Source organism: Pseudomonas sp. FG35 (genome assembly GCF_057809295.1).
This window is the reverse complement of the sequence record NZ_JBMDJR010000001.1, coordinates 38,889-45,412: the sequence shown is the minus strand read 5'-3', so window position 1 is coordinate 45,412 and position 6,524 is coordinate 38,889. Positions and strand designations below refer to the sequence as shown.

Annotated in this window: 6 protein-coding genes; 3 read left to right on the top strand and 3 right to left on the bottom strand. The window is 61.5% G+C overall.

Translation table 11 applies throughout. The features are described 5' to 3' along the window. Nucleotides 1-737: 737 nt before the first annotated feature. The 3 genes from ACODTD_RS00205 to ACODTD_RS00195 all read left to right on the top strand — a co-directional run bounded on the left by ACODTD_RS00205 (nt 738) and on the right by ACODTD_RS00195 (nt 3,163). Nucleotides 738-1,136: a hypothetical protein gene (locus ACODTD_RS00205; protein ID WP_011333691.1), complete on the top strand. Its 399-nt coding sequence runs from the start codon at nt 738-740 to the stop codon at nt 1,134-1,136. 40 nt (nt 1,137-1,176) lie between these two features. Beyond that, on the top strand, nt 1,177-1,593 hold the full coding sequence (locus ACODTD_RS00200) for an organic hydroperoxide resistance protein (RefSeq protein ID WP_011333690.1): 417 nt from the start codon (nt 1,177-1,179) through the stop codon (nt 1,591-1,593). Nucleotides 1,594-1,729: 136 nt separating this feature from the next. Further along, complete coding sequence (locus tag ACODTD_RS00195; RefSeq protein ID WP_011333689.1) at nt 1,730-3,163, top strand: catalase; 1,434 nt, start codon at nt 1,730-1,732, stop codon at nt 3,161-3,163. A gap of 57 nt (nt 3,164-3,220) precedes the next feature. On the opposite strand, the gene ACODTD_RS00190 is transcribed toward ACODTD_RS00195, so the two are convergent. From ACODTD_RS00190 to ACODTD_RS00180, 3 genes are all read right to left on the bottom strand, one after another. Continuing rightward, nucleotides 3,221-4,639 (bottom strand): aldehyde dehydrogenase family protein, encoded by a 1,419-nt coding sequence (locus tag ACODTD_RS00190; protein WP_489104269.1) that lies wholly within the window; start codon nt 4,637-4,639, stop codon nt 3,221-3,223. 65 nt (nt 4,640-4,704) lie between these two features. Next, a complete protein-coding gene (locus ACODTD_RS00185) occupies nt 4,705-5,454 on the bottom strand; it encodes a creatininase family protein (protein WP_064595644.1) in 750 nt (249 codons plus the stop codon). 134 nt (nt 5,455-5,588) lie between these two features. Further along, nucleotides 5,589-6,404 (bottom strand): AraC family transcriptional regulator, encoded by an 816-nt coding sequence (locus tag ACODTD_RS00180; RefSeq protein WP_489104268.1) that lies wholly within the window; start codon nt 6,402-6,404, stop codon nt 5,589-5,591. Between the last annotated feature and the right edge of the window lie 120 nt (nt 6,405-6,524).

The following is a 6,524-nucleotide window of genomic DNA, read 5'->3' as shown; positions in this document are numbered from 1 at the left end:
AGTCAGGCCCCGGCATCAGGTGCCGGCACGGTCTTTCGAATTCAGGAGGATGGCGCGGCGCGCGCGTGCAGACTCACGTTGAACGCGGGCACACGCAGAAACTCGGGGGGAGACAGGCTGGAGAAGAACACCGCAGCGCGGTCGGCGCAGGCAGATGGAAAGTGGGCCGGATCATTGGCGACAGGGGTCGCCCCGTTCATTGCATCGTCGATTGCAAACCGCGTGACCAATTGAAACCTCGACTTCCATTTGAGGGTCAACGACGAGGAACAACCTGCGCGGGGATGACAGCGCCAGGGTGGTCCCGATCGGCTGCGACTGCCGGGTCTGTAGACACGCGGCAATCTTCTGGCGCCGGGTTTGTGACCCGAAGCGCCGGCGGATAATAACCACGTTTTTTGTTAGGGAGGCAAACAAAATGTAGGAAATTTGCGAAATAAATATCGGACGTTTCCTACCTGATCGAGACGATGGCAAAGGGACAGAGATGTCATTAATGCCGGGAATCCAGCCTCTGTTCCTGGCAGGCGCCGATCATCGAAAACCCGCGCAAAATGCCGACTGGCCAGCGCAATAGTCACCGCAGTTTCCGGGCGCTAACAAGCGCTAACAACGCATAACTGGCAGTCATTCGGCTGTGAAGGCAGGCTTGAATCTCACCGCTGAACGCCGGGCCACCTGCAAATCTTTTCGGCAGCCGCGCTCAGTCGAACGATGGTTTTGCGAGGAATTCGACCATGGCTGAAGGTTATCGCCACACTTGCCTGTGCGAGTCAGACCGGCTCGGCAACGACGAACTGTATGCCTTGGTCGCGGGCGCCGTCCGCCATGGCCGAAGTGAAGCACAACAGCTGTTCGCGACGGTGACGCCGTTGCTCATCGCCTTTTACGAAGGTCAGGTGCAAGCCGGGCGGATTCGTCGTGAAGACACCGGCGGCCTCGTTCAGCAGGCCTTCAGGACGCTTTATCAGGAACAGGCCGCCCATGACCCGAGCTTTCCGTTTCGCGCCTGGCTGATCGAGATCGCCCGCGCGACCCTGCTCAACAACCTGGACCATCGCGGTACTGACGCCGTGGCCGACGCGCTGGCGGGTGCATCTGCACGCGAATGTCATGAACCCACTCGGGCCACATGAACCGCCCTCCACGCTGTGAAATACCCTTCAGGGAATGCCCATGATCGATATCGAAAAAACCCTCTACTCCGCGCACACCTGCACCACTGGCGGCCGCGAGGGCACAGGACGCAGTCACGATGGCCGACTGGATCTCAAGCTGTCGCCACCGGGTGCGCCCGGCACCGGAACCAACCCCGAGCAATTGTTCGCCGTGTGCTGGTCGGCCTGTTTCCTCGGCTCACTGCGTCACGCCTGCAATGCACGTAAGATCGTTTTCCCGGCCATGGCCGGGGTGGATGCTCAAATCGACCTGATCCACGGCGAGCACGGGTTCTTCCTGCAAGCGAAACTGGCGGTGTCACTGCCGGAGATTGAACCGCAAGTGGCGCAACAACTGATCGACGCGGCACACCAGAACTGCCCCTACTCCAAGGCCACGCGCAACAACATCAAGGTCAGCATAACCCTCACCTGATCCGTCTTTTGCCGACAGCAAAATGCCCAATCTTCCAACCACACCTTCGTACGATCCGGCGACACCATGGTGCAATAGATCGCGCCCGGGGCTTTTGATGTGATGACGGGAAACCGACAAAAGCCAGGAGTTGCGCATGAACAAGCTGACGACTGCCGCGGGCGCGCCCGTGGTTGATAACAACAACGTACAGACCGCCGGCCCCAGAGGCCCGATGCTGTTGCAGGACGTATGGTTGCTGGAAAAACTGGCGCACTTCGATCGGGAAGTCATCCCCGAGCGGCGCATGCACGCCAAGGGTTCCGGCGCGTTCGGCACCTTCACCGTGACCCACGACATCACCCGTTTCACCAAGGCCAGGCTGTTTTCCAGCGTGGGCAAGACCACCGATGTGTTCGTCCGGTTTTCGACCGTGGCCGGGGAGCGTGGCGCGGCGGATGCCGAGCGTGACATCCGTGGATTCGCCATCAAGTTCTATACCGAGCAAGGCAACTGGGACTTGGTGGGCAACAACACGCCGGTGTTCTTTCTGCGCGATCCGTTGAAATTCCCCGACCTCAACCATGCGGTCAAACGCGACCCACGCACCAACATGCGCAGCGCCCGCAACAATTGGGATTTCTGGACGTTGCTGCCGGAAGCGCTGCACCAGGTCACGATTGTCATGAGCGATCGTGGCCTGCCGCGCACCTACCGCCACATGCACGGTTTCGGCAGCCACACCTTCAGTTTCATCAGCCCGGCGAACGAACGTTTCTGGGTGAAGTTCACCTGGAAGACTCAACAAGGCATCGAAAACCTGACCGACCAACAGGCCGCGACCCTGATCGGCGATGACCGCGAAAGCGCCCAGCGCGACCTGTACAACGCCATCGAGGAAGGTCACTTCCCGCAATGGAAGCTCTACGTGCAAGTGATGCCGGAGCTGGATGCCGAGACTTACCCGATCAACCCGTTCGACCTGACCAAGGTCTGGCCCCACGCGGATTACCCGCTGATCGAAGTTGGTGTGCTCGAACTCAACCGTAATCCGGACAACTACTTCGCCGACGTCGAACAGGCGGCCTTCAACCCGGCCAACGTGGTGCCCGGCATCAGTTTCTCACCGGACAAAATGCTCCAGGCGCGCCTGTTCTCCTATGGCGATGCCCAGCGCTATCGCGTCGGCGTCAACCATCATCAGATCCCCGTGAATGCCCCACGCTGCCCGGTCAACAGTTATCACCGGGACGGCCAGATGCGCACCGATGCGAACGCGGGCAGCACAATCGGGTACGAGCCCAACAGCTATGGCCAGTGGGCCGAGCAACCGGATTTCAGCGAGCCACCGCTGGCCCTGAAAGGCAGCGCCGGGCACTGGAATCACCGTGAGGACGACGATTACTTCTCGCAACCGGGCGCGCTGTTCCGGGCCATGTCCACCGCCCAGCAACAGGTCTTGTTCGAGAACACCGCGCGCTCGATCCATGGCGCCAGTGCCCAGACCCGGCAACGCCACATCGATAACTGCACTCGTGCCGATCCGGCGTACGGTGCGGGTGTTGCACAGGCCATCGAAGCACTGGGCTGATCCGCAATGACTTGAGCAGGGCAAGCAGGATTGATCCTGTTTGCCCTGCTGCCGTTGTCAGTCCTCTACGATGCTTTTCGCTTCAAGAAACGCCTCCAGCCCGGACACGCCAAATTCCCTGCCGATCCCCGACTGTTTGACCCCGCCAAACGGCGCGAGCAGCTCCGGTGCGATCCGGTTGATCAACACCGAACCGGCCTCCAGGCGCGCAGCGATGCGTCGGCCACGTTCGACCTCGCGGGTAAACACATAGGCCTGCAAACCGTAGACGCTGGCATTGGCCAGGCGGATGGCGTCTTCCTCGTCGTCGTAGGCGATGATCGACAGCACCGGGCCGAAAATCTCTTCCCGGGCGATGTCCATGTCGTTGCTGACGTCGGCAAACACCGTGGGCTTCACGAAATAGCCTTTGCTCAGTCCGTGAGGCCTGCCCTCCCCGCCGACGATCAATCGCGCGCCCTGCTCCAGACCGCGCCGGATAAAACCCTGCACGCGATCAAACTGGGCCTGGTTGACCAACGGGCCGATGGCGGTAGCCGGGTCCCGGGGATCGCCGACCACTGTCGCGTCGACCAGGGTTTTCACCCGTTCGATCACCTGCGGCAAGCACCCGCGCGGTACCAACAGCCGCGTGCCGGCGACGCAGGCCTGACCGTTGTTCATGAACGCGGCATTCAGGGCCATGGGAATGGCCGTTTCGAGATCCGCGTCGTCGAGCACGATGGATGCCGACTTGCCGGTGAGCGAAAGACTCACCCGCTTCATGGTCTCGATGCCGGCGCGGGCGATGAGTTTTCCGGTGGCAGTGGAGCCGGTGAACGAGATCTTCGCGATTTGCGGGCTGGTGCTGATCTCGTCGCCCACATCGCTCCCACGGCCCAGGACAATATTGATCACCCCGTTGGGCAGTTCCGCTCGGTGCAAGGCGAGCGCAAGCACCTGAGTCTGCAACGGACTGAGTTCACTCGGTTTGATGACCGAGGCACAACCGCCGGCAATCGCCGCCGCCAGTTTGCTGCACACCGTACCGGCGGTGCTGTTCCAGGGCGCGAACAACGCCGACACTCCGACCGGTTCCATGACCACCGTTGCACGGCCCACAGGCCGGACCAACTGGTGGTTCTCCAACACCTGCGCTGTATTGGCAAAGGACTGCGAAGCGTACTGGCTGACCCATTGCGCACGGGCCAACGGTGCGCCGTATTCGTCGATGGCGGTGTCGCGTATTTCTTCGGTGCTCTCCAGCACCGCCGCCTGCAGGCGCCTGAGCATGTCGATGCGCTCGGCTTTCGAGGTGCGGCCCATCGTGACTTGCGCACGCTGGGCGGCGGCGATGGCTTGCCTGGCATCCTCGCGATTGGCCAGGGTGACCGTTCCGATGACGGATTCCGTCGCCGGGTTGGTGCATTCGATCGTTTCACGGCCCTGAACGGGCACGAACGCACCATCGATGTAGCTGTGCTTGATAGTCCACATGGCGATTTTCCCAAGGGTTGAAACAGCAACGCCCGGAACATCCGGGCGTTGATCAGGGCGACGGTTCAGTCGGGTAATGACTCGCGGCTGAAGGCTTGCACCTCCTGCACCAGGCCGCGAGCGGCCATTTCCACCAGTTGCCGGCCTTTTTCCGGCGAAGCCTGGGCCGGGTCAGAACCCATGCGGCCGTCCGGGTGACGGGCGCGGAAATCCGCCGCTTCACGGATCGGCCCCCAGTTGGCGATCTGCGGCGAGTAGTCCGCCGACTTGATGGAATCGGGGTACGCCCACTGGGTCACGGCGATTTCCGAAGGGGTCGCGTGAATGCCGTGGCCGGTCGGGAACTGCTCACGCGCCAGCTCGTTGACCCCTTCCAGATCCCACCAGTTGCACAGCTTCAGGGCGAACCCGGCCTTGCGTCGGGCAAAACTCGCTTCGGCGTACAGCTCCGAAAACGCCGCTTCGATTGACGCGATGTTGCCGCCGTGGCCATTGAGGAAAAAGATCTTTTCAAAGCCGTGGGCGGCCAGCGAACGGGTCCAGTCGGCGATGGCGGCGATGAAAGTCGACGGCCTGAGCGAGATGGTGCCGGGGAAACCCAGATGATGCTGCGCCATGCCGATGTTGAAGGTCGGGGCAATCAGGATGTCGGCGTTTTTCTGCGCTTCGTGGGCGATGATTTCCGGGCACATCCAGTCGGTGCCCAGCAGGCCGGTCGGCCCGTGCTGTTCGTTGGAACCGATCGGGATGACGATGGTGCGGCTGCGTTCGAGAAATTGGGCGATTTCGGACCAGGTCGATAGGTATAAAAGCATCAGGATTCTCACTCTTCGAAGGTTCCTCGCGGAACGCGGGTGGGTGTTCAGTGCACCTGCAACAGCAGCGTCATTGATACCACCCGCCTCCCTTCGACGACAGAATACAAAGGTATCGGAATCGCCTGAACGCCCTAGTCGCGGACGAGAAATTCACGAGGCGATTCGCCCATCACCCGTCTGAACATGGCACTGAAGGCACTCTGGCTGGCGTAACCCAGATCCCGGGCAATCACCCCGACGGATTGCCCCTGGTCGAGCCGGTCGATGGCGGTCGCCAGCCGCACCTGTTGCAGCCAGTGGCGGAAATTCAGGCCGGTTTCATTGACGAACAGGCGAATCAGCGTGCGGGAACTGGCGCCGACCCGGTCTGCCCAATAGCCGATTGAATGGTCTTGTCCCGGATCCTGCAGAATCGCCTCGCACACCGTGACCAGTCGCCGGTCGAGCGGCCATGGCACTTCGATCGGCAGCGTCCGCGCCGCCTGCAATTCACTGAGTATCAACGCCACGATGTGCGCGTTGCGGCCTTCCTGCGGGTATTCGATCGGCTGCTCGGCCAAGGCCAGAATCAACTCGCGCAGCAGTCCGGGGATCTCCAGTACTTTGCAGTGATGGCCCAGCCCTGCGCAGACCTGCGGATCGATGTAGATCGAGCGCATCTTGACCGCGCTCAGCATCAACTGGTCGTGGATCATCCCGGGCGGAATCCACAGCGCGCGCTTCGGCGGCAGGATCCACAATCCGCGCTCGGTAGCCACCCGCATCACCCCGTTCGAGGCATACAGCAATTGCCCGTGCCGATGCACGTGCGGTTCGTTGTACTCGCCGGTCGCCTGATCGCGCACCAGCACGGTCATTACGCGCGGCACGTCCTGATAGTCGGGATAACGTTCGCTGCGCGGTGCGGACTCACGCTGGGCGATGACCTTGCGCACCTCTCGTTTCATCGGCTGGAGTCTCCTGAAAACAGACCTTGATCGTGTTAAAGCGGCAATTGTCACTTTGGCGACAAACCCTGGCATTTGCCATGGCCGGCCCATTGTTAGCCTTGCGCTCATGGTTCATCA

What these genes read in the sequence shown, in the direction of transcription:
- ACODTD_RS00185 (WP_064595644.1), bottom strand. Translation starts at nt 5,454, where the DNA reads ATGCTTTTATACCTATCGACCTGGTCCGAAATCGCCCAATTTCTCGAA.
- ACODTD_RS00190 (WP_489104269.1), bottom strand. Translation starts at nt 4,639, where the DNA reads ATGTGGACTATCAAGCACAGCTACATCGATGGTGCGTTCGTGCCCGTT.
- ACODTD_RS00195 (WP_011333689.1), top strand. Translation starts at nt 1,730, where the DNA reads ATGAACAAGCTGACGACTGCCGCGGGCGCGCCCGTGGTTGATAACAAC.
- ACODTD_RS00200 (WP_011333690.1), top strand. Translation starts at nt 1,177, where the DNA reads ATGATCGATATCGAAAAAACCCTCTACTCCGCGCACACCTGCACCACT.
- ACODTD_RS00180 (WP_489104268.1), bottom strand. Translation starts at nt 6,404, where the DNA reads ATGAAACGAGAGGTGCGCAAGGTCATCGCCCAGCGTGAGTCCGCACCG.
- ACODTD_RS00205 (WP_011333691.1), top strand. Translation starts at nt 738, where the DNA reads ATGGCTGAAGGTTATCGCCACACTTGCCTGTGCGAGTCAGACCGGCTC.